Genomic DNA, 275 nt, shown 5'->3' with positions numbered 1-275 from the left:
CCCTAAAAGTTAGACACGGTTATTTCATTAGGCAGCTTGATAAAAGTGAGTCCGGTATTGCACCGGACTCATTTTTAATTTTGCCTTTATCCGTTTCGTATTATAATAATCTATATATTTTTCTAATTCTATTTTAAAATGCTCTATACATTCAAATTCTTTTATATAGAGGAACTCCGACTTCATAATCCCAAAGAAATTCTCTATTACTGCGTTGTCGTATCAGTTTCCTTTTCGAGACATACTCTGTACGATAGCTCTTGATTCAAGTGTAC

The 275-nt window shown here is 33.1% G+C and carries 1 pseudogene; it reads right to left on the bottom strand.

The features are described from left to right. Positions 1-27 precede the first annotated feature (27 nt). A pseudogene (locus CN373_RS24440) lies at positions 28-275 on the bottom strand (transposase); the annotation flags it as partial.

The organism is Bacillus cereus, assembly GCF_002561295.1.
Lineage (GTDB): Bacteria > Bacillota > Bacilli > Bacillales > Bacillaceae_G > Bacillus_A > Bacillus_A cereus_S.
Note: the sequence above shows the minus strand (reverse complement) of the source record. Positions and strands in the feature narration are given on the sequence as shown.